Origin of the sequence: Barnesiella propionica (assembly GCF_025567045.1) — a bacterium.
In the GTDB taxonomy this organism is placed as follows: domain Bacteria; phylum Bacteroidota; class Bacteroidia; order Bacteroidales; family Barnesiellaceae; genus Barnesiella_B; species Barnesiella_B propionica.
Window position 1 is genome coordinate 298,454 of record NZ_JAOQJK010000004.1, and the last position, 24,356, is coordinate 322,809.

Genomic DNA, 24,356 nt, shown 5'->3' on the forward strand with positions numbered 1-24,356 from the left:
GGTGAAAATTAAGATAAAAGAAAAATTATGAGTACCGGGATATGTTTTCATTAACTTTTAATCTGAGTCTTTAATCTTTTTCACGCATTAAAATGTATAAGTCTCGTTATGATTTAAGGATGAAAAATGTATCTTTGCATTATTACTATTATAGATTAGGTGATGCATGTTTATGGATGATGCGAAAGAAAAAATAGATCGGCTTCGTAAGTTGCTCAATGAGCATAATTATAATTATTATGTATTAAATGCACCTGTGATAAGCGATCGTGAATTTGATGAAATGATGCGCGAGTTACAGGAGCTGGAAGAAAAGTATCCGGAATACACCGATCCTGATTCTCCTACCCAGCGGGTGGGAAATGATATAAACAGAGCATTTACTCAGGTAGAGCATCGTTATCCTATGCTATCATTGAGCAATACCTATTCAATGGACGAAGTGGAAGCTTTCTATGAAAGGGCAGATTCCGGACTTATGGGAGAGCCGTTTGATATGGTGGGAGAACTTAAATATGACGGAACCTCCATTTCATTGACTTATGAGAACGGACGACTTGTCAGGGCTGTTACAAGAGGGGATGGCGTGAAAGGGGATGATGTAACCGAAAATATACGTACAATCAAAAGTATCCCTTTGCAGTTAAGAGGGAATGACTATCCCCAGAACTTTGAGATTAGAGGAGAGATCCTTATGCCGTGGACCGTATTCGAGGCATTGAACGAGGAGAGGGAGAGGCAGGAAGAGCCTTTGTTTGCCAATCCCAGAAATGCCGCTGCCGGTACGCTGAAATCCCAGAACTCTGCTGTTGTCGCTTCCCGTTCTCTGGATGCTTATTTTTATTATCTGCTGGGTGAAAATCTTCCTTGTGACGACCATTATGAAAATTTGCAGCGAGCTAAATCCTGGGGATTTAAAATATCGGATGCCATGCGTAAACTCAAATCCATACAAGAAGTGGAAGAGTTTATCGGCTACTGGGATAAAAACCGAAAGAACCTTCCGGTCGCAACAGATGGAATAGTATTTAAGGTTTCGTCATTACGCCAGCAGCGGAATCTGGGCTATACGGCGAAATCGCCCCGGTGGGCTATTGCGTATAAATTTCAGGCGGAGCAGGCTGTGACACGCTTAAATTTTGTTTCTTATCAGGTAGGACGTACAGGTACGGTAACTCCGGTGGCCAATCTTGATCCGGTACAGTTATCCGGCACGGTCGTAAAAAGAGCCTCGTTGCATAACGATGATATCATTCAGTCTTTGGACCTGCATATCGGAGATATGGTATATGTGGAAAAAGGGGGAGAGATCATTCCTAAAATAACGGGGGTGGATATGGCCGCCCGCGAAAGTAACATATTATTGGGAGAAAAAGTAAAGTTCATAAAAAACTGTCCTGAATGCGGAACTTTATTGTGTCGGTTGGAGGGCGAAGCTGCTTGGTTCTGTCCTAATGAACGGGGATGCCCTCCGCAGATCAAAGGACGCATCGAGCATTACATCAGCCGCAGAGCTATGAATATTGACGGTTTAGGTCCCGAAACTATCAATCTTTTTTATTCTTTAGGGTTGGTTCGTGACGTTTCCGATCTTTATACTTTAAAAATGGACCAGATTTCTTCGCTGGAACGGCTGGGGGATAAATCGGCACAGAATATCATTACAGCCATAGAACGATCGCGTGATGTACCTTTCGAACGATTCTTATTCGCTCTCGGTATACGTTATGTAGGAGAGACGGTAGCAAAGAAACTGGCTTTGGCTTTTCATTCCCTGGAAGCTCTCATGAATGCTTCTCTGGAAGAGCTGGTGCAAGTGGATGAAATAGGCGAGCGCATAGGGCGGAGCATTATTTCATATTTCTCCGATACAGAGAACAGGGCGCTGGTGGAGCGTTTAAAAGCTTTCGGAGTACAAACTTCTGTTTCGGAAGAAAGATTATCGGGACGTTCGGATAAACTGTCAGGAAAAATTATCGTTATAAGCGGTACTTTCAGTCACCATTCGAGAGATGAATATAAAGCACTTATTGAGCAGAACGGAGGGAAAAATTCCGGTTCCATATCCGGCAAAACTACTTATGTACTGGCGGGAGAAAATATGGGGCCTGCTAAATTGGAAAAGGCCCGGAAGCTTGGGATTGAAATCCTGTCGGAAGATGATTTTCTTAAAATGATAGGAAAGTATTAAATATATAAGTTGTTATGTGGGAAAGTTTGGCTAAACGTAAAATCAGAAAAGAATGGAACCGGATGGTTCCGTGTGGTCATCGGTTTGTGTCTTATGATGAGGCTTCCAGCCTGCTTGTGCTGGTTCATGGAAATGCGACAGCCGAACTTATGCCGCTATTGAATGAATTGTACGAGGATGGTAAGCGAATCACCCTTGTAGTGTATCATCCCCGGCCTGATTTTGTGACCGGTCATTTGCCTGTAATGCGTTCTTTGATGATGACTTCAAAGGAATTGAACAGGTTGCGTAATTGTCCGGCTCCTGCTTTTTTGAAAAAATTTGAAGAAATAGATACCTCTCCAGTCCTTTTGGACCTTACGGTCAGTATCGTATGTCCTCTTTTATATCTTGTTATAAATTCTTCGGCATGTTGCAAGATGGGATTAAGGAAACCGGATTATATTGAGCCCTATGATTTTATGATTCAGGAGAATAAAAACATCACATCGTTAGAACTTTTTCAGAATTTACTTTTTTATTGGAGGAAAATTGGCGTCAAAAATAATAATTTATAACTTTGTAAACCTATAGTTAGGCAAAAAAGATTTATGGCACGAATAAATTTAAGCGGTATGGGGGTCGCCTTGATCACTCCTTTTAGAAGTGATGAATCGGTGGATTTTTCGGCCTTATCACGGCTTATTGAATATCAGATACAGAACGGAACCGACTATTTTGTAGTGTTGGGCACTACGGCCGAAACACCTACGCTTAGCGAAGAGGAGAAGACGGCAATAAAGTCTTTTGTGGTTGAACGCGTGAACGGACGTGTTCCTCTCGTTTTGGGTTTAGGGGGCAATAATACAAGAGGAATAGTAAGTCATCTTGAACATGATGATTTTACCGGTATCGATGCGATCTTGTCTGTAGTCCCTTATTACAATAAGCCTTCTCAGGAGGGGATGTATCAGCATTATAAAGCTATTGCAGGAAGTACTCGCCTGCCGGTCATATTGTATAATGTGCCGGGACGTACGGGGGTGAATATGACGGCTGAAACTACCTTGAGGCTCGCACGCGATTTCGACAATATCATTGCCATAAAAGAAGCATCGGGCAATATTACCCAGATGGATGAGATTATAAAGAATAAACCGTCCGATTTTGATGTGATTTCCGGCGACGACGGAATAACTTTTCCTTTGATAACTTTAGGGGCTGTAGGTGTTATTTCGGTGATAGGAAATGCTTTCCCTAAAGAATTCAGCAAAATGGTACGTTTGGCATTGAATGGTGATTTTGCCAATTCACTGCTTATTCATCATAAATTTACCGAGTTATTCAGCCTTTTGTTCGTGGACGGTAACCCTGCCGGAGTGAAATGTTTGCTGAATGCTATGGGGTATATTGAGAATCAGCTTCGTTTGCCTTTGGTTCCTACCCGAATTACTACGTATGAAAAGATCAGAACTGTTCTGCAGAGTTTACATTATATCCCTTGATGAGCTTGATATAAAAAGAACGTAGGCGGGGAGTCATTCATTGCTCGTTCCGCCTGTCTTATTAATGACGGTTGATCAATCTTTGTTTTGCCATTTCGGCAAAAGGAGTATCTGGTCGTCCGTAGTTGCAGTATGGATAAATACTGATTCCTCCTCTTGGAGTGAAAAATCCTGTGACCTCGATATATTTCGGATCCATGAGTTTGATAAGGTCTTTCATAATAAGATTTACGCAGTCCTCATGAAAGCCGCCATGGTTACGAAAGCTGAACAAATATAATTTAAGACTTTTACTTTCCACCATCCGTATGCCAGGTATATAATCTATTTGTATGGTTGCGAAATCAGGCTGACCGGTAATAGGACATAGGCTGGTAAATTCGGGACAATTGAAGCGTACCCAGTAATCCATTTCGGGATGTTTATTGGTGAAGGTCTCCAATACTTCCGGGGCGTAATCTTGTTTATACTCTGTTTTCTTTCCCAGCAGTGACAATTCTTTTTCCATTTTTTTATTTTGAGTTATTAATCAGACGTCTTTTATTTTTAATATGTTGTAAGAAATTCGGTTGTCATATACATCGCTCTTGTCGATACGTTTTACATAACGTACAATCCGTATGGTAACAGGCAGGATAATGATTTCGTAAACGGTTTTCAGGCAGGCTTGTGTAACGATAAGAATAAGCAGGTCGTTTATTGGAATTACTCCGGCGAATGCTACCGGAAAGAAAATCATGGAATCTGCGCTTTCTCCGATTATGGTGGAGACTATTGCCCTCAGGGAAAATCTTTTTCCTTTGCTGGCGACTTTCATTTTACTCATAACCCAGGCGTTTAGGAAAGAGCCCGCCAGAAATGCAATGAAACTGGCAAAAAGAATACGGGGGGTAGAACCGAAAATGGTACGGAATGCATCCTGGTGTTCCCAGAAACCCGCCGGAGGGAGGATAATCGCCAGTTGAATGAAAATGACGGCGAGCAGGTTCATTAAGAATCCGGTCCATATAATAAAACGAGCTTTGCGGAATCCCCATACTTCGGCAATGCAGTCGTTAATAATATAAGAAACAGGGAAAACAATGAGGCCGGCGGTAGCCGTAATGCTGCCTAACTGAATCATTTTTACTTCCAGTATATTGGAAATAATTAGGCAAACACAGAAAAGAACGCCCATCATTACGAAGGGCAGGCTGAAGGTTTGTTTCATGTCGTCTTGTTTTTTACGTGGTACTCAAGCACACGGAAAGTTGCTGTGAAAGCAACTTTCGGGTTAAACAATTATATTATTTCACATGGCAAAGATACGACTATTTTGCTGATTTGCAACTGTGTTCTTGAGGAAGAGCCTCAAACCGTTTTTTTGCTTACCAAAACCTTGTCAATTCTGGCTCCGTCCATATCAACGATTTCGAAGGTAAAATCTTTCCAGATAAGTTTTTCTCCTGCATGGGGAATATGTTCCAGAATATCCAGAATTAAACCGCTTAGCGTGTTGTATTCATATTCGGGGTAACAGTCGGTTATATCGAAATGATCGAGAAAGTCATAAAAAGGATACTGGCCGTCTATGAGACATGAGCCGTCTTCCCTTATGACTATGTCCGACTCGTCTCCTGCCGGTAGCATTCCCATAAGGGCATCCATTATATTTCCTAATGTCACGATACCTTCTATTCCTCCGAATTCGTTGGTAACGAGCCCGTAACGAAAGTTTCCCGTACGTAAACGTTCCATAGCGGCATATACGCTCATGTTTTCGGGAAGGAAATGAGGCGGAGTGATTATTGTGCGGATATTGAAATTTTTATCATCCAGTTTCCCGAATAATTCTTTTAAAGAAACCACTCCTATCAGATGGTCCAGGCTTTCCCCGTCACAGACGGGATATACGGCGTGAAGTTCCTGGATAATCTTTTCTTTAATGGTTGCGTTATCCTCACGTATATTTAATCTTATCAATTCGCTGCGATGTGTCATAACCGACGATATATCCCTGTCGCCCAAGTTAAATACGCGTTCTACAATGTCTTGTTCTACTTCCTGCACCGCACCCCCTTCTGTTCCTTCCCGTACGATGGCTTTAATTTCGTCTTCCGTAACCGGTTCTTTCTTATCCGCAATTCCCAGCAAGCGTGATACGAGAGATGTGCTCCGGCTTAACAGCCAGACAAATGGAGCAGCGATATGCGATATCCAGGTCATGGGACGGGAAACCAATAGGGCAACCGATTCCGATGCCACCATTCCTATTCGTTTAGGAACCAGTTCTCCGATAATGAGGGTAAGATATGTCACGATTATAACGATGATCGTTTTGGAGGCCGTAAGGGCATAAGGTTCCAATAAGGGTATTTCTTTTAAAACGGCGGCAAGGTCGCCCGCCAATGATTCACCGGAATACAAACCCGTTAGAATACCGATAAGAGTGATTCCTATTTGCACGGTAGAGAGGAAACGGTCAGGTTCCTGAGATAGTTTCAATGCAGAGCGGGCTGCTTTGTTTCCTTTTCGTGCACTATTTTCGAGTTTGACTTTTCGCGCCGAAACTAACGCAATTTCGGACATAGAGAGTAGTCCGTTGCATAAAATGAGAAGAACAATAATTAGAATTTCCATAAATTCCGGTTATCCATTGATATAAAAACGAAAATACGATAAATAATGCAAATTGACCTCATCATATCTTATAATTTAACATGGTTTCAGTAAAAGTTTGTGATTCGGCAGGGATGAAAAAATGATTTGGTTCCGTCTAAAAAAAGAATATTTGAAATATATGTTGAAGAACAGAAAAAAATATATTCATAATTTTTTGAGTTCTTCATCTATTTTTTTTATTTTTGAACAAGTGAAGAATGTTTGTGTTGCTCAATTATCTGTGGAGTTATAAAATGTGACGTTTATGAAAGTGAATGCTATGAAGAACAATTTTTTGATTCCCATACTTTGTATCGTTGCGGCTATGGCTTGTGCGGGATGCCGGAGTGTGGAAGATCCCGGTTTTTCAGTATATTATAATAAGGATATAATGAATAATCCAGCCAAAGCGGAACTTTGGCTGGTACAATATATACAAGGTAACCTGACAGAATGTAAAAGCCGTGTCGACTTATATGAGTGGAATGGAGAGGAATATTATTACGTTTATCATGAATCTGGTGAAAATAGTTTTTCATATCCTACCGCTATTTACCGGAAAGACGGTAGTATTTATGTTTATGCCGGAGATTCTTTAACAGTAGAATCCGGAGATGAGGCTACCTGTTTCATGAGGGAGGCGGTGAAAAAGGCCACTTTATTTGAGAATAAACCTTGTGAAAGGTAAAGGCTTGAAAAAGCCATATTTTTTTAATATTAGGTGTGACGGCGGATAATATAAGATTGTTCGCCGTTTTTTATTATTGTTTTACTAACTTTGAATATATATAAAAAAACGGTTTTGCCTGTTCCGAGGCTGTTAATTAAATAGACCGAAGTTGTGGCGGAATGAAAAAAAAGTACGATATTTGCATGCCTTTTCTGGAAGACTCCCTGAAAAAACCTTTTTCTCAAAAATATCGGAATTAGTTTTTTTAGAAGAAGAAAAAGCTATATATTTGCAAACCAAAAATATAACACAATAAATATTATAAACGTAAATAATTACAAAAATGACTAAGGCAGACATTGTAAATGAGATCTCAAAAAGTACGGGTGTGGAAAAAGCTATTATCCTGCAGACAGTTGAGAAATTCATGGAAACAGTTAAAGACTCTTTGGGTAAAGGTGAAAATGTTTACTTGAGAGGTTTTGGAAGCTTTATCGTGAAGAAAAGAGCTCAGAAAACAGCAAGAAACATTTCTAAAAACACGACAATCATTATACCCGAACATAATATTCCGGCATTTAAGCCTGCCAAAACTTTCATGGGAGAGGTTAAATAAGAAACATCATTACTAATTATTAAAGTATAAAAAGCTATGCCAAGCGGAAAAAAAAGAAAAGGACACAAAATGTCCACGCACAAGCGTAAAAAAAGACTGAGGAAAAACAGACATAAGAAGAAATAATTGTTTGTCTTCTCAAAATGACAGAGACCTAAAGAACAAACTTAATAATTCTGTTTTTTATTAAGTTTGTTCTTTCTGCTTTATGACAAAAGAAATATATCCGGTTTGGAGTAAAAAAGAATATTTTACCGAAACTTTGTGTGTTTCTGATAGTTGTATAAGCAGTAACCTGACCGGTAAGTGCCGGGTAATATAAATTCCCGACATTCTATCTATAAAAAAATAAAAGTAACCTAAAAAACGAAAGATGTCCAGCGAACTTGTAGTTGACGTACAAGCCAAGGAGGTATCGATAGCACTACTTGAAGATAAACGATTGGTCGAGCTTCAGAAAGAAGCCCGGAATATATCGTTTGCCGTAGGCGATATTTATTTGGGGCGTATAAAGAAGCTAATGCCGGGACTAAATGCTGCATTCGTAGATGTGGGTTACGAAAAGGATGCATTCCTTCATTATTTAGATTTAGGTTCGCAGTTCAATTCCTGTGAAAAATTTATCCGCCAGTCTCTTTCGGACCGCAAACGGGTTTTGTCCATTTCAAAATTTAAATTACTTCCAGAAATAGAGAAAGAAGGAACCGTTAGCGATACTCTCAAAGTGGGCCAGGAAGTACTGGTGCAGATTGCTAAAGAGCCAATTTCATCAAAGGGTCCCCGGCTGACGGCCGAGATATCTTTTGCAGGGCGTTTTCTGGTACTGATACCTTTCTCTGATAAGGTGTCGATCTCGCAAAAGATAAAATCCAATGAGGAAAAGGCGCGTCTCAAGCAATTAATACAGAGCATAAAACCCAAGAATTTCGGCGTTATAGTACGTACCGTTGCAGAAAATAAGAGGGTTGCAGAACTGAACAACGAATTAAAAACATTGGTGAAATGCTGGGAAGATGCATTGGTAAAGTTACAAAAGGCTACTACGCCCTCTCTTATATATGAGGAAACGGGACGTACGGTAGGGGTACTACGGGATATTTTCAGCCCATCTTTCGAAAATATTCATGTAAACGATCCGGATGTATATCAGCAGATATATAATTATGTGAGCCTTATAGCACCCGAACGTAAAGAAATAGTGAAACTATATTCGGGAGGATTACCTATCTTCGACAATTTTGCCATAACTAAACAGATTAAGTCTTCGTTCGGTAAGACTGTTTCTTTTAAAAGCGGGGCCTACCTGATCATTGAACATACCGAAGCGCTTCACGTAATAGATGTAAATAGCGGGAATCGTTCTAAGGCGTCGAATAATCAGGAGGCGAATGCACTCGATGTCAATATGTATGCTGCAGAGGAAATTGCCAGGCAATTACGGTTGCGCGATATGGGCGGTATCATAGTTATTGATTACATAGACATGCAGGAGGCAGAGAATAGACAGAAACTTTACGACCGTATGAGGGAATTGATGGCAAATGACCGTGCCAAACACAACATCTTGCCTTTAAGTAAGTTCGGGCTTATGCAGATTACTCGTCAGAGAGTGCGTCCGGCATTGGATATTATGACGTCCGAAAAATGCCCAACTTGTTACGGTAAAGGTATTATTCCCCCATCTTTATTGTTTACCGACAGACTGGAAGACAAGATTGCGTACCTGATCTTTAAACTGAAGATTAAAAATTTTACTTTACACGTACATCCTTTTATTGCAGCTTATGTCAATAAGGGATTTTTTTCCCTTAAATGGCGGTGGAAATGTAAATATTCATTTCGCTTCAAATTGATACCGGATCAGTCTTTAGCTTTTCTCGAATATAAGTTTTTTGATTCTGAGAAAAATGAGATCGATCTGAAGGAAGAAATTGAGATAAAATAATTTTATCTTGCTATGATTTAAATAAGGCGCTTCTAAAAGCGCCTTATTTAGCTTTTGTACTTCGATTATTTATTGTAGTATTCTGTTTTGCCTCTAATAAATTACAATATGGATTTTACCGGTAGAATAAAAGATGTATATCATTTGCCCGAAGACGGGATACAACTTTTATGGGAAAACGTAGAAGTTGTTTCTTTTCGGAAAAAAGAAGTGGTTGTAGAAGAGGGAGGTCGCGATGATTTTATTTATTTTGTAAGTAGCGGCTCTGTACGGGGATATGTTTGTCGGGAAGGCAAAGAGAGGACATTCATGTTTGCCTTTGAAGGTGATGTGGCGGGTACTGTATTCGGTATGACCGGACGGGCGACTGCCCGGATGAATATTGAGACTATGGAAGATACCACTCTTTTAAAAATATCACGGAAAATATTAGAAGAAATTTTTTCGTCATCGGTCGAAATGGCAAATTGGGGACGCAGGCTGATGGAAAAAAGCCTGCTCGAATACGAGCATTATTTCATTGATTATTTTTGGGCCAATAAAAGTATTCAGTATAGAATGATAATGAAAGAATATCCCGAATTATTACAGCGTGTTTCATTGAAAGAACTGGCATCGTACCTGAATGTGACACCTCAAACTTTAAGCCGTATCCGTGCCGGCCTTAGATGATTTATTATCATAAGACAACTTTATATTCATATACTGATTTTAATTTTGTACCGGAAAATTAAAATCAGTATTTATGAAACCATTTATATTTTTATTTATCGCTATTATCTTTGAGACGGTAGCAACATCTGCGTTAAAAGCCAGTGAGCAGTTTACACGGATATTTCCGAGCGCATTGACCATCATAGGGTATTTAGTCGCTTTTTATTGCCTGAGTATTACCTTGAAGACTATTCCGGTAGGGATTGCTTATGCTATTTGGTCGGGAGTCGGAATCATATTGATCTCTCTGGTTGGAATTTTCTTTTTTAAGCAGGCGCTGGATTTGCCTTCTATTATCGGTCTCGTGTTGATTGTTCTGGGTGTGTTGATTATAAATGTATTTTCCAAATTACTTCCGCATTAATACAGATAGATCGTTAAAGTTTTTCGGGTGTATAGTATTTTCCCTGATAGGTGTCTCTTTCCTGCATCCGGTGCAATAAACGTGCTGTAAATTCGTAGTTTTTCAGTCCCCATTGGGGGGCAATGAGTAGCTCTTTGGGTGATTGGGATACAAAGCGTTCTATTACAATTCCCGGATTAAGGCGTTCGGCGAAATCAATGGCCAGATCGATATATTCGTCGATTTCGTATAAATGGAATTTTTCAGGTGTCTCCATATATTGTCTGGCCATGTGGGTATGCCGGATTAGTTGTAATTGATGCAGCTTGAGGGTGGTGAGAGGAAGACAGGAAATTTTTTCTGCATGACTCAAGATCGTATTGCGGTCTTCTCCCGGTAATCCCAGTATCAGATGGGCTCCCGTTAATATACCTGCAGCGGCAGTTTTGCAGATAGTCTCCTTAGCCGTTTCAAAGTCATGTCCCCGGTTGATATATTGTAATGTGGAATTATATGTGCTTTCTACCCCGTATTCAATCAATACGAATGTTTTTTGTGCCAGTCGGGTAAGGTAATCCAGCAGTTTATCGGGCATACAATCGGGACGGGTACCTATTATAAGACCTACAACTCCGGGAATAGCAAGAGCCTCCTCGTATTTTTCCGTCAATTCGGTTAATTTACCGTATGTATTCGTATAGGACTGAAAATATGCCAGATATTTCATTTCGGGATATTTTCGGCTGAAAAACTCGATACCTTCGGAAATTTGCCGGGAAATACTTTTGTTTGTTTGGCAGTATTCAGGGCTGAAGGTCTGGTTATTGCAATAAGTGCATCCTCCTGTCCCAACAGTACCGTCACGGTTGGGACAAGTGAATCCGGCATTTACCGATATCTTTTGTACTTTAAAATCGAATCGGGATTTTAGAAAATCTCCCAATTCAAAATATCGTTTCCGGTTCATTCTTTATCTCCATAACGATTATAGAATTCAACGACGGCTACAATACCGTTCTCGAACATCTGAACGGGGAAGTTCTCGTTCGGGGAGTGAGTTGCATCCGATTCCAGTCCGAATCCCATTAATATGGATTTTATTCCCAGCACTTTTTCAAAAGAAGCGATGATAGGTATACTACCTCCACGTCTTACAGCCAAAGGCTGTTTCCCGAAAGCCAGTGCATATCCGGCTTCGGCGGCTTTGTATGCAGGTAAATCAATAGGACATACATAACTTTCCCCTCCATGCATGGGTGTGATTTTTACCTTTACACTGCGGGGAGCTGTTTTTTTGATATAATCTATGAAGAGCCGGGAAATTTTGTCATGGTTTTGATGAGGAACCAGGCGGCAAGAGACTTTTGCATAGGCTTTAGAGGGTAGTACTGTTTTAGACCCTTCTCCCGTATATCCGCCCCAGATCCCGCAGATATCGAATGTAGGCCGGATCGCTGTATGTTCCAGAGTAGAGTAACCTTTTTCACCTGCCAGCTCTTCTACATCTAACGCTTTTTTATATTTGTTTTCGTCATAAGGTACGGCAGTCAGCATGGCACGTTCTTTTGCAGATACTTCTTCCACCTCGTCGTAGAATCCAGGAACTGTGATCCGCCCGTCATTATCGAGTATTTCTCCCAGCATTTTGCATAAGACGTTTATGGGGTTAGCCACAGCTCCGCCGAAAATACCCGAATGCAGGTCCCTGTTGGGACCGGTAACTTCTATTTCCCAGTAAGCCAGTCCGCGAAGACCCGTGGTAATGGACGGAGTATCCGGCCCGACCATACTGGTATCTGAAACCAGGATGACATCCGCTTTCAGCAACTCCTTATGTTTCTCGCAGAATTCTTCAATGCCGGGAGAACCTATTTCTTCTCCGCCTTCGAAAAGGAATTTCACATTGCATTTTAATAAGTTATGCTTTAATGCTATTTCGAAGGCTTTCACCTGTATGAAGGATTGTCCTTTATCATCGTCGGCACCGCGTCCCCATAAATGTCCGTCGCGTATAACTGGTTCGAACGGATCGCTTTTCCATAAATCCAGAGGTTCTATGGGCATGACGTCATAATGACCATATACCAGTACGGTCGGTGCATCAGGACTAATCGTTTTTTGTGCGAATACGACCGGATTAGCGGTAGTAGGCATAATTTCGGCGTTATCTGCTCCTGCAGCCAACAGCAATTCTTTCCATCGTTCGGCACAGGCTACCATATCTTGTTTGTGCCCGGGTAATGCACTGATAGAAGGTATGCGTATTAAAGAAAACAGTTCTTCCTTAAACCGTTCGTTATTGTCTTTTATATATTGTCTGGTATTCATTGCAGTTTGGTTTAAATATGTTTGGTTTTGTTTAATAAGTAATGGTCGAGAATAACCATGGCAGCCATAGCTTCTACAATGGGTACGGCTCTGGGAAGTACGCACGGATCGTGCCGTCCTTTTGCTTTAAGAACCATGGGATTACCGTTTACATCTACAGTGTCTATGTCACGGAGGATTGTTGCAACCGGTTTGAAAGCTACTTTGAAGTAGATGTCTTCTCCGTTCGAAATGCCTCCCTGTATACCTCCGGAGTGGTTGGTTCGGGTCGATATTTTCCCTTTCCGGTTCATAAATACGTCGTTCATTTGTGAGCCCCGGTATTGTACTCCATCGAATCCCATCCCATATTCAAATCCTTTAACGGCATTAATGCTTAGCATCGCACTACCCAGATCCGCATGCAGTTTATTGAATACAGGATCTCCCAATCCTGCGGGAACATTCCGGATTACCCCTGTTATGACACCGCCTACCGTATCTCCTTCACCTTTGATATATGAAATATATTCTACCATTTTTTTTGCGATTTCCGTATCGGGGCAGCGTACCGGATTTTGTTCGGCTATATTCAAATCATAGTGTGTATAATCTTCCGGTAGTTTTATTTCGCCGACCTGTGAGGTATAAGCTCTTACATCTACTCCTATTTGTAATAGCGCCAGTTTTGCAAACGCTCCGGCGACACACCGGGCTATCGTTTCCCTGGCCGAGGATCGTCCTCCTCCTCTGTGATCCCGGAAAGCATATTTTTGACGATATGTAAAGTCGGCATGAGAGGGGCGAAAGCAATCTTTCATATTATTGTAATCTGCAGATATCTGGTTTTCGTTATATACGACAAAACCTATAGGGGTTCCGGTCGTTACACCTTCGAATGTACCGGATAATATCTCTACACGGTCGCCCTCTCTGCGTTGTGTCACTATTGGGGATTGTCCCGGCTTGCGACGGTCCAGTTCCGATTGTATAAAATCCATATCTACCGGAATTCCGGCAGGCATGCCGTCAATGACTCCGCCTATTCCTTTACCATGAGATTCACCGAACGAGGTGAGTCTGAATAATGTCCCGAATGTATTCATACGTTCCGATTATCATTAAATTTATTGAAGTCTAAAGATACATTTTTTCTTGTAAAAGCGGTAATTTAATAGCATACTTTTTAGATTTTCCGGTATATATACCGATGTTGAGACCATTTTTTCTTTCTTTAATTGCAAAAGAACTATTGCTTTATAAACCGGGAATATAAAGACGAATCATGTTTATAATAAATTAAGTAAAATGTTTATATTTGCACGTATTTATGTGGATACGACGAGAAGTTATGATTTGTGGATTAATTTAAGAACAAGAAAAGATGAAAAAAATGAAATTTGTTTCTGTTTTACTGGCTATGTGTTTAGTGTTTGGCAGTTGCAATATGTCAAATACAGGTAAAGGTGCTTTGATAGGCGGTGGTAGCGGTGCTGCTGTAGGAGCCGGTTTGGGAGCTATTTTCGGGAAAGGTAAAGGTGCTGCTATAGGAGCTGCTGTGGGAGCTGCTGTAGGTACTACGGCAGGTGTTCTTATCGGTAAGAAGATGGATAAAGCCCGTGCCGAAGCTGCGGCATTGGAAGGTGCCAAAGCGGAGGACGTTACTGATGCCAACGGATTACAGGCTGTAAAAGTGACATTCGACAGCGGTATTTTATTTGCATTTAATTCCAGTACATTGAGCCAGACGTCGAAGAACTCCCTGAGAGATTTTTCTAAAATACTTATAAAGAATCCGACGATGGATGTGGCTATTTACGGTCATACCGACAACATTGGTACAGAAGCTGCTAATATGAAAGTTTCTACAGCCCGGGCTAATGCTGTGGAATCTTATCTGATGAGTTGCGGCGTCCCCGTTTCACAGATAAAGATTACGGAGGGCAAAGGTTATAGTGAGCCTGTTGCCAGTAATGAGACGAAAGCCGGACAGGCGCAGAACCGGCGCGTAGAGGTTTATCTTTATGCTAGCGAAGCTATGATTAAAGAAGCCGAAGCAGGTACGCTAAAGTAATATTTCTTTCATTTTAAAAAGGAGCTTTTATGATGAAGCTCCTTTTTTATATAGGTAATTTTTATTTCATCAACATGCCTGAAGCTACTTCCGCTGCTTTGGCCGCGTTTATTCCTTTCTCAACAATGGCTAAAGCAAATAACATGGCAGAAGCCGGTCCGTTTCCTGTTATTATATTCTCGTCTGTTTCTACGCGGTTCCCGGTAACTTCGGCCCCGGTGAGCATATCCTCGAAACCGGGATAACATGTCGCTTTCCGGCCTTTTAGTATACCTATTTTTCCTAATACGGAAGGCGCTGCGCAAATAGCAGCTATGTGCCCTTTTTCTTCTGCTTGTTTTTGCAACAGATCAAGTAAAGGTTTACATTCTCCCAAATGTTTGGTCCCGGGCATTCCTCCGGGAAGGATCAGCCAGTCACGTAACGAAAAGTCGTTGTTTTCCATAATTTCGTCAGCTTCTACGGTTATGCCGTGCGCTCCTTTCACTTCTTTGTGTTTTGTAACGGATATGGTCTTTATATCCATATTTGCGCGACGCATGACGTCAACGATGGTTAGGGCTTCGACTTCTTCGAAACCTTCGGCCAAAAATAAGAATGAAACTTTTTTATCCATATATATCGTTTTTATGCAGAACAAATATAATCAAATTCTCCAGAAAAGAAAAAATATGATTATGGAATACTACAGGAAAATAACAGTCTGTTCATGTTTTCGTTTTTGAGAAGATTCAATTATTTATTATAAAATAAGTTTTGCCACTATATTTTTTATATTTTTGTGTAATACCAAGAAACACTATATATGCTATTTTTTAATGCTAAAGAAAAACAAACGCTGATAGAAGTTCCCAAGAAAGAGATTCAATCGGTTTTACAATATTATATCGACCGTAAGCAGTGGATTACGGAAGTTATCCTTCTCGAAGAAACATTTCTGGTTTTGTTGCAATCGGGTGGAGAAATAGAAGAACAGCGTGTATTGCTCTCGGAACATATCGTAGAGGATTATGTTTTAAAATTAACCTCCCTGGTTTATTATGGCACTGGTTACTTGCAGGTGCATACCCGAACTTCTATTCTGGATAGAGTGGATATAAGGGCTTTTTCTAAGAATGACGATAGTTTGACGGAGAGTCTGAACAATTGGATCGTACCGTTGTACATAGGAGGGACACCGGGAGAGATAGTTTGTTGTAACGGAATTTTCACCGATTATACAGTATATACCCGTACAGAACAGATTAGGGACTTGTCTGTATTACAGGGAGAATGGAAAGGTCCGGAGCTTGTAACAGGTGTCATTCCTTATGAAGATGGATGGCTCGTATGTTTATCCCGCATCAGAGAATACGATTTTGCGAATGATGATACTTTCTTGCAGCTTATTATCAGTAAAGATACCTATGATGAAAGTGATTTCGAAACATTTACCCGTACAACCGGATTATGGCTGACATTTCTTTCATATGTAAATGGAGAATTGCTTATGGGCTTTTCCGTTTCCGAGAAGAAATGGCTGGCGGCTCCGCCCGAGGATATGAATGAGATATATGAAATGTTCAAGGAAAGTATAGGTTCTGTTATGCTTAAGGAAGGCAAAGAAGAGAAAGATGAAGAACCGGAAGAAGTTCTGGATGATGAAGAGTTTGAAAAGTTATTGGATGAATTTTGTGAAAAGGAATTAAATGCAGAAAACACAGAGAATGATTATGAACTTGATATCGATCTGGGTGTGAAATATACGCCATATATTAATTTGTTCATAGATGATTCTTCTGAGATAATTCCGGTAGCTGGTTCACGCAAAGCCTTTGTGAAAGGAGAGGGCTATAAATTCATTCACATTACCTTTTCATTCTGTCCGAAAAAAAGCTGTAAAAAAAGAGTCCGGGTCGTTATATATAATGATATGGATGAGTTTGTTGCCAGTTATGATACCGGAGTTTTTCGTTTTGACGGGAATCCAGCCGGAGATGAGATTAGTATAACTGTGCCTTGTCCTGAAAAGGTCGGTAAATACAGACTATGTGTGTGGGTAGACGACGAGAAGGCTAATTCGAAAACTTTCTTTTTATGGGGAATACCTGCCGGATATGCGAATTGTATAGAGGTAAAAGAAGTATCTGTTACACGTCAGTCCGGAGGCGGGGAGAATCTGGTCGCGTTAGACAAAAAATCTGACTGTAATCTATATATATGTTTGGAGGCGGAGAGCCGTTTATTAGGGAGTTGGATACCTGATTTTATATTTGTATTGAAAGATGATAAAGAACATCTTCTGGATTCTGATATTGTATCGGTTGATGTTTGGGGAGGAGAATCCCGACTTATGGTAAAAGCCTGTGTGAGACAATCTTGTAAGATTCGCTCCCTGAAAAATTATTCGCTGGAAATATATTTGATGGACGAAAGAGTGGCCCGTATTCCGCTGCAGGCTTCCGATAAAGATATCGCTGGAGAATTGGATATCCGGAAGGTGCTGGAACCATGTTCTTTGTATAATAGTGAAAAGGCGGAAGAACAATTGTTCGCGCCTTGGGAAAGGCTGAAGGAAATGCACGGAATGGAGTTGCTGAAGGAAGATACTTTGAATAATATAAAGTACCTCAGGTATAATCGTTTCAGGAAACGTTCGAATGAAGAATGTTTGCCGTTGCCATTACATTCTGTTTTTGTAGGGAACAAAGGAACGGGAAAATCGAGTGCTGCACGTTTGCTGGGGAAATTATACCATGAATTGGGGCTGCTGAGTACGGGGCAATTTCATTGTTGTAATGCCCGGGAACTTCAGGAGATACCGTTCAACTATCAGGATAAGACGGGAGAAGCCATCAATAATGCTTCAGGAGGTGTTTTATATATCGAAAATGCGGAATTGTTATGTGTACGTGCTGACAATCGGGATACTTCGCCTTTGGGGATAGAAACTCTTTCCGTAAGATTGAGGGATAAAGATGATGTATTGGTTATCCTTTCCGGTAATTACGGCCCGGTGATGGAAATGCTGAATGCATATGAAACTGCCGGGTCTGTGTTTAGGCATGTATACAGATTTGAAGATCTGGATGCTAATGTGCTGACGGATATTGCCCGTAAGTATCTTGCTTCTCATCTATATGGTATTACGCCGGAAGCAGAAAATATCCTGTATAATCATTTATGCCAGCGCTATTCTTTAAGAGGTCCGGGCTTTAATAACGGTCACTATATCGGGAATTTGTTCGAATCGGAAATACTGCCCCGGTTGGCCCGGAGAATAGTCGATGAAAATAAATGTGACGATGAAAAAGCGCGGAATATTATAGAAGCCTGCGATATACCGTGTGTTGAAATTAAAAATCCGGAAAGAATGTTTGAAAAATTATCCGGGTTGATAGGATTAAAAAAAATAAAGGAAAGTGTAAGAGATCATCTGAATCAGGTGAGAATGAATAAGATGCGTGCCGACAGGGGTTTATTCAATCGCATGCCGGCATTGCATATGGTATTTACGGGTAATCCCGGAACAGGAAAAACCACCGTAGCCAAATTGATAGGCGAGATATATCATGCAATGGGGGTGTTATCTTCGGGGCATGTCGTACAGGTAGACAGGAGCAAACTGGTAGGGCAATATATAGGAGATACTGAGGCCAATACCCGCCAGGCTCTGGAGAGGGCTAAAGGCGGAGTCTTGTTTATAGATGAGGCCTATAGCTTATCTGTGTCGGGCAATGATAAGAAAGATTTCGGAAACCGGGTTATAGAGACTTTACTGACGACCCTGGATCAGGAGAATTGCGATATGATAGCCATTCTTGCAGGATATCCTAAAGAGATGGAGCTGATGATTGCTTCGAATCCCGGACTTAAATCGCGTTTTCCCAATGTCTTTTATTTTGAGGATTATGATCCGGATGAATTAATGCAAATAGCCGATTATGTGCTGAAAAAAGAACAATACGTTTTTTCTTCTGCCGCCAGGGGAAAATTTCAAGAATTGGTGTATAACGAATATCGGGAGAAAGATGAACATTTTGGTAATGCCAGGTATGTAACCCGTCTTATAACGACGTATGTACTCAAAAATATGAGCCGTCGTTTGGCGTCGGTATCTTCGGACGAACTTACCGATGAAATGCTGAGGACTATAGAAGAGGCAGATATACCGGATGCAATAGAGAAAGAAAAAACCAGAAGTTATCATTTTGATGAGAAATTGTTGTCCGAATCGTTACAACGTCTGGATAAAATGGTGGGACTTGAAAAGGTCAAGTCTGCTATACATTCTTATGTAAAAGTTTCCAGAATGTTGAATGACGGTAATAAAGCGTTTGTGGGAAGTCGGGTTCTTACGTGGAGTTTCGCAGGTAATACGGGAACCGGTAAAAGCACTGTTGCTGCAATACTTTCCCAGATATTGAAAGGTATGGACGTACTGGAAAAGGGACATATTGTGGAAGTTCATTTAGAAGAGCTGTGTAATTTGCCGACCTACCAGATTACGGAAATGCTCCGGAAAGATTTAAAGCTGGCAAAAGGCGGATTATTGTTTATAGACGGAGACGCTCCATTGCTTAAAGACACCAAGATGACATTGGACAACGAGCAGTTACGTTTGCTGATACTTCGCCTGGCGAAAGAACAGTCGGGCAATATAGCCGTAGTCATTGCCGAAACGGAATCGTTGAGGCAGAAACTGGTGCAGACTCTGGCGGATAGCGGGGTAACCGGTTTTGACCATACTTTTATATTTGATGATTATAGCGAAAAAGAGTTGGTAGAGATACTTATGCAGGCATTGAGAGAGAGGGCATTGGAACCGGATGAAGCAGCTTTTGAAATTTTGAGCAGATATATCCGGGGTATCTGTGAGAGCCGGGAATTAGGCTATGCGAATGCCCGTATTATGAAACTTCTGGCACGTACGATAGTCCAGCGTACCCGTCTTCGCCTGTGTGACTCTCAGCGTATGGAAGGAAATATGCTTATAATCCGGGAAGATGTAGAGTGTTTTGTCTGGAAACATATAGCTGGTCAGAGGAAAAAGGTGGGATTCGAAAAAAAAGCCCGGAGTGTTGACTGAAAAATTAAATATTATAAGCTCAGGTATTTATGGTATCTGAGCTTATTATTGTCATTTTAATATTTTTTGTCTCGGGGGAAAAAGAGGGCTACTTCTTTCCTTTTTTGTCTGCGGTTTTTCCGATCAAAGAAAAAACTCTGCCCGATAAAGAATACATATATGCCATGCCGTCTTTTTGGTATTTTTGTAAAATTGAATCGTATTTTTTCCCTTTCTTGTTATTTATAACTTCAATCGCATTTTCTTTTTCTTTCTCGAATGCCTGGAAAATCTTTTCCAGCATTTTATCTCCTTCTTTTCCAGCGGGAATTGTAACTGTTTTTATTATTTTTATCACTTTCCGGGTATCGGGATCTCGTTTGCAAATAACGGAAACGTCTACCAATTCTGATTGCTCTAATTGGGTGAGTATTTTGTTCAAGGCTTCCTGTGCCCGGACTTGAGAAGAGAAAAGGCTGCCTGTTACCAAAAGAATAAGGCAGAGGCTGAGATGTCGTATTTTCATATCGGATAATTTTTAGCAATTATATATTAATAAAATCGGTTATTATTTCTTCGACCATATTTCGTTGCCATCCTTGAGGTGTATCTTCTATCAACCGTTGCATTTGCAACTTCAACTCGTCATTCATTTTATAGTTGACTTGTGGTGCGGCAGCGTTATTTTTTATTTGTTTTACCTGTTTGAGTACAAAGGATTCTGTTTTTTGTAATTCGGGTCGTATTTCTTTCAGGTCGGTTATACGGACTCCGTTTCTCACGATATAGCTACCTTCATAAAGGTCGGGTGTTTGACGCAGGAAATAAAATGATGTTCCCAGTATAAGAATAATGAGGGCGGCAATACCTGATATTATTTTCCAGGATATATGTTTTATCCTGACGATGGGTAGCTCTGTGTGTATGGTTGTTAATTCTTCGGGCAACTCGTTTTCGAACCATGAAAACAACGAACGGTAAGGTTTCATATTTTCGGGTATGTCCTTGTTCGAGAAATAACGGTATAATTCTTTTTCTTCTTCATTAGTGGTGCTTCCGTTCCAGAAACGTTCCAGTAAAATTTTTATATGCTCTTTCTCTTTATTCATAATGCGCCGTTTCTTTATTTAATTTGAGAAATTCTTTTTTTATCCATTTTCTGGCCCGTGACAGATTCATTCTTACAGCATCGGGCGATGTTCCTGTTATTTCAGATATTTCTTCGACTTCGAGGCCGTCCAGATGTTTCATCCGTAGTACGGCTTGTTGCAATCCCGGCAGCCGGTCGATAAGTTTCATTACATTCTCAGCGTTATCATGCATCTCGGTTCCTTCATACGGAGTGGGAGCATCGCTAACTGTAGTTAAAAGGCCGTTCCCGTGTTCCTTTTTTTGTTTGCTTCGTAACAGGTTAATAGACAAGTTTCGTACAATATGCAGGGACAAAGCTTCTATGCTTCGGTATTGTTCCAGTTTATCCCGAATGAACCATAATTTCATATAACACTCCTGTACGATATCTTCGGCATCCTGCGTGTCTCCCGTCAGTTTCCGTGCATACTCCAGTAATTTACGTCGTAAAGGTACAACTTGTATGATGAATTGTTCATATTGCATAACATATATAAGACGGATGAAGAGTGAAAATATAACATGTAAAAGAGCTTTTTTTCGATTAGGAAATAAAAAAACGGCCAAACCGCCGTGCAGCGATCTGTCCGTTCTTTACTATATTAATCAAAAATTTTGCAGGTTATTTGTTTGCCCGTTTGCGTTCTGTCTCATCTAATATGATTTTGCGTAAACGCAGGTGATGCGGGGTAACTTCCACATATTCGTCTTCTTTAATATATTCGAGAGCTTCTTCCAGGCTAAATACGACTGGAGGAATAATGCGCGCTTTGTCATCGGCTCCCGATGCGCGCATATTAGTAAGTTTTTTCGATTTGGTAACGTTCACAACGATATCGTTGTCCTTAGCGTTTTCTCCTACTACTTGTCCTGCGTACACCTCTTCCTGGGGGAATATGAAGAAGCGCCCGCGATCCTGCAGTTTATCGATAGCGTAAGCATAGGCTGTGCCCGATTCCATAGCGATAAGAGAACCGTTGGTTCTGCGGTCTATTTCACCTTTCCAGGGTTGGTATTCCAGAAAACGGTGTGCCATTATAGCTTCTCCGGCCGAAGCCGTAAGAACATTATTTCTCAGTCCTATAATACCACGTGAGGGAATATGGAATTCCATATGTATCCGGTCGTTTTGTGTTGTCATGGAAATCAGGTCTCCTTTGCGACGGGTAACCATATCGATGATTTTGCTGGAATATTCTTCGGGTAGATTTACGGTTAATAATTCTACCGGTTCACATTTTTGTCCGTCTATTTCCCGTACGATTACCTGAGGCTGTCCCACCTGTAGTTCGTACCCTTCCCGGCGCATGGTCTCTATCAGTACCGAAAGATGCAATACTCCCCGGCCGAATACGCGCCATACATCCTCATCGTCTCCTTTTTCCACCCTTAGAGCCAGATTTCTGTCCAGTTCCTTACGAAGGCGGTCGGCTATGTGACGGGAGGTGACAAATTTTCCGTCTTTTCCGAAGAAAGGAGAATTGTTTATAGTAAAGGTCATGGACATGGTCGGTTCGTCTATTGCTATACGGGGAAGAGGTTCGGGATTAAGGACATCGGCAATCGTATCTCCTATTTCGAAATTGTCCAGTCCGACTATGGCGCAAATATCACCCGAGCCTACTGAAGATACTTTACTGCGCCCCATTCCTTCGAAAACATCCAGTTCTTTGATGCGTTGTTTTACGAATGATCCGTCTTTTTTGCATAAGGCGACATCCATTCCTTCCCGGAGTTCTCCTCGGTGTACACGGCCTATAGCAATACGGCCTACATAAGAAGAAAAGTCCAGTGAAGTTATAAGCATCTGAGGAGTTCCTTCGAGATAAGCCGGTTCCGGTATGTATTCGATAATAGCATCCAGCAGCGGAGTTATGCTATCGGTTGGCGTATGCCAGTCGGTAGACATCCAGTTCTGTTTAGCCGAGCCGTATATAGTCGGGAAATCGAGTTGTTCCTCTGTCGCGTCCAGGCTGAACATCAGGTCGAGTACCATTTCCTGAACTTCATCGGGGCGGCAGTTCGGTTTATCTACTTTGTTGATAACCACCAAAGGCTTAAGTCCCATTTCTATTGCTTTTTGTAATACGAAACGGGTTTGGGGCATAGGTCCTTCAAACGCATCCACGAGCAGTAAACAACCGTCTGCCATGTTCAACACACGCTCTACTTCCCCGCCGAAATCGGCGTGGCCCGGAGTATCGATAATATTTATTTTGTAATCTTTATAACGGATGGAAACATTCTTCGACAGGATCGTTATACCTCGTTCTCTTTCCAAATCATTGTTATCCAGTATTAACTCTCCGGAGTTCTGGTTCTCACGAAACAGATTACCGGCTAAAAGCATTTTGTCAACCAAGGTAGTTTTTCCGTGGTCAACGTGTGCAATAATTGCAATGTTTCTTATCTTTTGCATATAATTCCTATTGAGACGTGCAAAGTTACAATATTTTTTTATTCTATCATGATAAGACAGAGCTCTTTTCGGTAAATGTATCATTTTTTAATCTCTGCCCGGAAGAATAATATGAATGAATTGTTCGCGGGAATGAAATACCGCCGGATAAAAAACGGGTATAATATAAAGTTACTGTTTCTTATTATCGTAAACGGGATGTTTTATATATATGGTTATTTTCTGATTTACGATTGGAATATATATTTAAATTTAATCTTATATTGTATAATAAAGTGTTTTTTGTTTTTATTGTCTGTAATACTTAAAATATCGCCTGATATAGCTTTTTAAATATAAAAAATCTGGTGCTGTCCTATATGAAGAAGATATTTGTTTTTTGACATTTTGAAAAGAAAATCAGAGAAAAGCTTTTGTGTATCAAAAACAAATGTTTACCTTTGTGCGCTCAAGTATTTATTAACTATATAAACTCAAAGAAATGTATTTGAATTCTGAGAAAAAAACTGAAATCTTTGAGAAATACGGAAAGTCCAATACTGATACTGGCTCACCTGAAGCGCAGATAGCATTATTCTCATACCGTATCTCTCATTTGACTGAACATTTAAAGTCAAATCATAAAGATCATAGTACTGAGAGAGCTCTTAAAATGTTGGTAGGTAAACGTCGTCGTTTGTTGGATTACCTGATGAAGGTAGACATCAACCGTTATCGTGCTATCATCGCTCAAAAAGAACTCGGAATCAGAAAGTAAGAAATTGCTTGTCGAGCG

General features: G+C 40.7%; 22 protein-coding genes. 11 read left to right on the forward strand and 11 right to left on the reverse strand.

Annotated elements, in window-relative coordinates; genetic code table 11:
* Positions 1-172: 172 nt before the first annotated feature.
* The 3 genes from ligA to dapA are packed head-to-tail and all read left to right on the forward strand — an operon-like array spanning position 173 to position 3,675.
* Entirely contained in the window at positions 173-2,191 is a 2,019-nt protein-coding gene (gene ligA / locus OCV73_RS07665) for an NAD-dependent DNA ligase LigA (RefSeq protein WP_147551074.1), read from the forward strand.
* A 14-nt stretch (positions 2,192-2,205) separates the two neighbouring features.
* Complete coding sequence (locus OCV73_RS07670) at positions 2,206-2,748, forward strand: hypothetical protein (RefSeq protein ID WP_147550969.1); 543 nt, start codon at positions 2,206-2,208, stop codon at positions 2,746-2,748.
* A gap of 33 nt (positions 2,749-2,781) precedes the next feature.
* Positions 2,782-3,675, forward strand: coding sequence for a 4-hydroxy-tetrahydrodipicolinate synthase (gene dapA, locus OCV73_RS07675; protein WP_147550971.1), 894 nt, complete (start codon positions 2,782-2,784; stop codon positions 3,673-3,675).
* A gap of 61 nt (positions 3,676-3,736) precedes the next feature.
* Here the strand turns inward: dapA and queF are convergent, their stop codons facing one another.
* The 3 genes from queF to OCV73_RS07690 form a co-directional block, all read right to left on the reverse strand.
* A complete protein-coding gene (gene queF / locus OCV73_RS07680) occupies positions 3,737-4,183 on the reverse strand; it encodes a preQ(1) synthase (protein WP_147550973.1) in 447 nt (148 codons plus the stop codon).
* Positions 4,184-4,204: 21 nt separating this feature from the next.
* Complete coding sequence (locus OCV73_RS07685; protein ID WP_147550975.1) at positions 4,205-4,885, reverse strand: queuosine precursor transporter; 681 nt, start codon at positions 4,883-4,885, stop codon at positions 4,205-4,207.
* Between the two features lie 140 nt (positions 4,886-5,025).
* The gene (locus tag OCV73_RS07690) at positions 5,026-6,294 is read right to left on the reverse strand and encodes a hemolysin family protein (protein ID WP_147550977.1); all 1,269 of its coding nucleotides are present in this window, start codon (positions 6,292-6,294) and stop codon (positions 5,026-5,028) included.
* 286 nt (positions 6,295-6,580) lie between these two features.
* On the opposite strand from OCV73_RS07690, the gene OCV73_RS07695 reads away from it, so the two are divergent.
* The 5 genes from OCV73_RS07695 to OCV73_RS07715 all read left to right on the forward strand — a co-directional run bounded on the left by OCV73_RS07695 (position 6,581) and on the right by OCV73_RS07715 (position 10,624).
* Positions 6,581-7,003 (forward strand): cupin domain-containing protein, encoded by a 423-nt coding sequence (locus OCV73_RS07695; protein ID WP_147550979.1) that lies wholly within the window; start codon positions 6,581-6,583, stop codon positions 7,001-7,003.
* A gap of 325 nt (positions 7,004-7,328) precedes the next feature.
* Positions 7,329-7,601, forward strand: coding sequence for an HU family DNA-binding protein (locus OCV73_RS07700; protein WP_147550981.1), 273 nt, complete (start codon positions 7,329-7,331; stop codon positions 7,599-7,601).
* A gap of 373 nt (positions 7,602-7,974) precedes the next feature.
* A complete protein-coding gene (locus tag OCV73_RS07705; protein ID WP_147550983.1) occupies positions 7,975-9,546 on the forward strand; it encodes an Rne/Rng family ribonuclease in 1,572 nt (523 codons plus the stop codon).
* 108 nt (positions 9,547-9,654) lie between these two features.
* Positions 9,655-10,218: a Crp/Fnr family transcriptional regulator gene (locus OCV73_RS07710; protein ID WP_147550985.1), complete on the forward strand. Its 564-nt coding sequence runs from the start codon at positions 9,655-9,657 to the stop codon at positions 10,216-10,218.
* A gap of 73 nt (positions 10,219-10,291) precedes the next feature.
* The gene (locus OCV73_RS07715; RefSeq protein WP_147550987.1) at positions 10,292-10,624 is read left to right on the forward strand and encodes a DMT family transporter; all 333 of its coding nucleotides are present in this window, start codon (positions 10,292-10,294) and stop codon (positions 10,622-10,624) included.
* 13 nt (positions 10,625-10,637) lie between these two features.
* Here OCV73_RS07715 and OCV73_RS07720 read toward each other — a convergent pair whose 3' ends face one another.
* Genes OCV73_RS07720 through aroC form a run of 3 tightly spaced genes read right to left on the reverse strand, consistent with a single transcriptional unit; the run spans position 10,638 to position 14,016 of the window.
* Complete coding sequence (locus tag OCV73_RS07720) at positions 10,638-11,570, reverse strand: TIGR01212 family radical SAM protein (RefSeq protein ID WP_147550989.1); 933 nt, start codon at positions 11,568-11,570, stop codon at positions 10,638-10,640.
* Entirely contained in the window at positions 11,567-12,931 is a 1,365-nt protein-coding gene (locus tag OCV73_RS07725) for a dipeptidase (RefSeq protein ID WP_147550991.1), read from the reverse strand. The genes OCV73_RS07720 and OCV73_RS07725 overlap by 4 nt, the downstream gene beginning before the upstream one ends.
* 11 nt (positions 12,932-12,942) lie before the next feature.
* Complete coding sequence (aroC, locus tag OCV73_RS07730; protein ID WP_147550993.1) at positions 12,943-14,016, reverse strand: chorismate synthase; 1,074 nt, start codon at positions 14,014-14,016, stop codon at positions 12,943-12,945.
* A gap of 278 nt (positions 14,017-14,294) precedes the next feature.
* On the opposite strand from aroC, the gene OCV73_RS07735 reads away from it, so the two are divergent.
* Positions 14,295-14,984, forward strand: coding sequence for an OmpA family protein (locus OCV73_RS07735; protein WP_147550995.1), 690 nt, complete (start codon positions 14,295-14,297; stop codon positions 14,982-14,984).
* Between the two features lie 61 nt (positions 14,985-15,045).
* On the opposite strand, the gene OCV73_RS07740 is transcribed toward OCV73_RS07735, so the two are convergent.
* A complete protein-coding gene (locus OCV73_RS07740) occupies positions 15,046-15,600 on the reverse strand; it encodes a DJ-1 family glyoxalase III (RefSeq protein WP_147550997.1) in 555 nt (184 codons plus the stop codon).
* Positions 15,601-15,789: 189 nt separating this feature from the next.
* Between OCV73_RS07740 and OCV73_RS07745 the strand changes: the two genes are divergently transcribed.
* On the forward strand, positions 15,790-20,052 hold the full coding sequence (locus OCV73_RS07745) for an AAA family ATPase (protein ID WP_147550999.1): 4,263 nt from the start codon (positions 15,790-15,792) through the stop codon (positions 20,050-20,052).
* Between the two features lie 88 nt (positions 20,053-20,140).
* On the opposite strand, the gene OCV73_RS07750 is transcribed toward OCV73_RS07745, so the two are convergent.
* The 4 genes from OCV73_RS07750 to typA all read right to left on the reverse strand — a co-directional run bounded on the left by OCV73_RS07750 (position 20,141) and on the right by typA (position 23,581).
* Positions 20,141-20,557 (reverse strand): DUF5024 domain-containing protein, encoded by a 417-nt coding sequence (locus OCV73_RS07750; protein WP_147551001.1) that lies wholly within the window; start codon positions 20,555-20,557, stop codon positions 20,141-20,143.
* A gap of 19 nt (positions 20,558-20,576) precedes the next feature.
* Entirely contained in the window at positions 20,577-21,140 is a 564-nt protein-coding gene (locus OCV73_RS07755) for a hypothetical protein (protein WP_147551003.1), read from the reverse strand.
* Positions 21,133-21,648, reverse strand: coding sequence for an RNA polymerase sigma factor (locus OCV73_RS07760; protein WP_147551005.1), 516 nt, complete (start codon positions 21,646-21,648; stop codon positions 21,133-21,135). Before OCV73_RS07760 ends, OCV73_RS07755 begins: the two co-directional genes overlap by 8 nt.
* Before the next feature lie 136 nt (positions 21,649-21,784).
* Positions 21,785-23,581 (reverse strand): translational GTPase TypA, encoded by a 1,797-nt coding sequence (gene typA, locus OCV73_RS07765; RefSeq protein WP_147551007.1) that lies wholly within the window; start codon positions 23,579-23,581, stop codon positions 21,785-21,787.
* Between the two features lie 481 nt (positions 23,582-24,062).
* Here typA and rpsO point away from each other — a divergent pair, with 481 nt between their 5' ends.
* Positions 24,063-24,338: a 30S ribosomal protein S15 gene (gene rpsO, locus OCV73_RS07770; protein ID WP_147551009.1), complete on the forward strand. Its 276-nt coding sequence runs from the start codon at positions 24,063-24,065 to the stop codon at positions 24,336-24,338.
* Positions 24,339-24,356 lie beyond the last annotated feature (18 nt).